We start from the raw sequence: 1,219 nt of genomic DNA, 5'->3' as shown, positions 1-1,219 counted from the left end.
TTGCACCGTAAACACTAAAACTCGACTTGAACTGAGAATTCCGAGCGTTGGGAATCTGTCTTAAACGCTTTGTTAGGTGCTGTGGCTTAGTCGAATAAAACTTCATCAAAGTGCGGATTATCAATAGTCACTTTTAACCTTGAGATTGAATCTAAGACAACCAATAAATCGCCATATTCATTTTTGACTTTTATACACTCTTCACTTTGCTGATTTCTTGCTGTATCAATAGCTTTTCCGACAACGTGATGACCTGATTCTAACGTAATTTCAACGGGATACTTATACATGCAAGCTATCTCGATGTAATCGTAATTGCTACAACTGATCATAAACAAACCCTGTCTATCCAATCTCTATTGAAAACATAGTATCACCATTTTAGAACTGGGAGCACCTTCCCACCTAACGCTCTGTTAAGGGGTGAGCAATGCAATACCAAAGCCGCTGCAAACCACCTTAATCACTAAAACCAACGCATAGTGAAAATGCCACGCGTTGCGAATCCCTCTTGAACAGTTTGTTATGTGTATTTTTCGTATGACTGTTTAGTATGCAACCACCCATCCAAATACCGTAGTAATTCCATTGTTATAGCCTGATATGCTGCACATGCTTCCTCTAATGCTGAATCAGGGACGGGTTTGGCTTTATCACCGATGCCGACTTCTATTTTTCCACCTTTTGCAGACAATAAGGTTTTGTGGAAGTGACTCTCGCTAAAGTGTACATAACCACAAGTTTTCTCATAAACCGAGGAGATCCACTCAATTTCTTTAGACAGAACAGAAACAAGATGAGCGTCTGTCATCTTTTTACCACTTTTGTCCTTTATCTTTCTAATTGGTTTACCGCCAAGTACATCTAGACAAACTGCATCAGGATTTTCTACTAGCCATAGCGCCGAGTATCTTAGTAAGTTATCCAGTTGTAATCTAAGCAATGGAGCTGCGCATAAAAACAGCTCAGCTTTAATCATACTTTCAAAGCCTTTTGATAACTCTAAGGATCGGTTAACTACTGCCGAGCTAAATAGATCCATTTGATACATAGTCCCATTGTTGGCTCGAGTTACCTTACCTACAGTTGTTATCAGCTTTTTATCAAGTTCACTAATTACTTCTAGATACTGCTCTATTGATTTTTTACTCATAACCTACCTATACACATAACGCCCAATTAAGGTGCGACAACGCTATAACACCCAAACTAAACCATT

2 protein-coding genes are annotated in these 1,219 nt (G+C 39.0%); both read right to left on the bottom strand.

The genetic code is table 11. From position 1 onward, the window contains the following. Positions 1 to 86: 86 nt before the first annotated feature. A complete protein-coding gene (locus FCV43_RS19965; protein ID WP_136996161.1) occupies positions 87 to 332 on the bottom strand; it encodes a Rho-binding antiterminator in 246 nt (81 codons plus the stop codon). A 191-nt stretch (positions 333 to 523) separates the two neighbouring features. Beyond that, on the bottom strand, positions 524 to 1,153 hold the full coding sequence (locus FCV43_RS19955; RefSeq protein ID WP_136996160.1) for a hypothetical protein: 630 nt from the start codon (positions 1,151 to 1,153) through the stop codon (positions 524 to 526). Positions 1,154 to 1,219 lie beyond the last annotated feature (66 nt).

It is taken from the genome of Vibrio genomosp. F6, from assembly GCF_005146325.1.
Lineage (GTDB): Bacteria > Pseudomonadota > Gammaproteobacteria > Enterobacterales > Vibrionaceae > Vibrio > Vibrio cortegadensis.
Note: the sequence above shows the minus strand (reverse complement) of the source record. Positions and strands in the feature narration are given on the sequence as shown.

Bases quoted from the DNA above. Each gene is read 5' to 3' on its own strand.
- FCV43_RS19955 (WP_136996160.1), bottom strand. From the start codon at position 1,153: ATGAGTAAAAAATCAATAGAGCAGTATCTAGAAGTAATTAGTGAACTT.
- FCV43_RS19965 (WP_136996161.1), bottom strand. From the start codon at position 332: ATGATCAGTTGTAGCAATTACGATTACATCGAGATAGCTTGCATGTAT.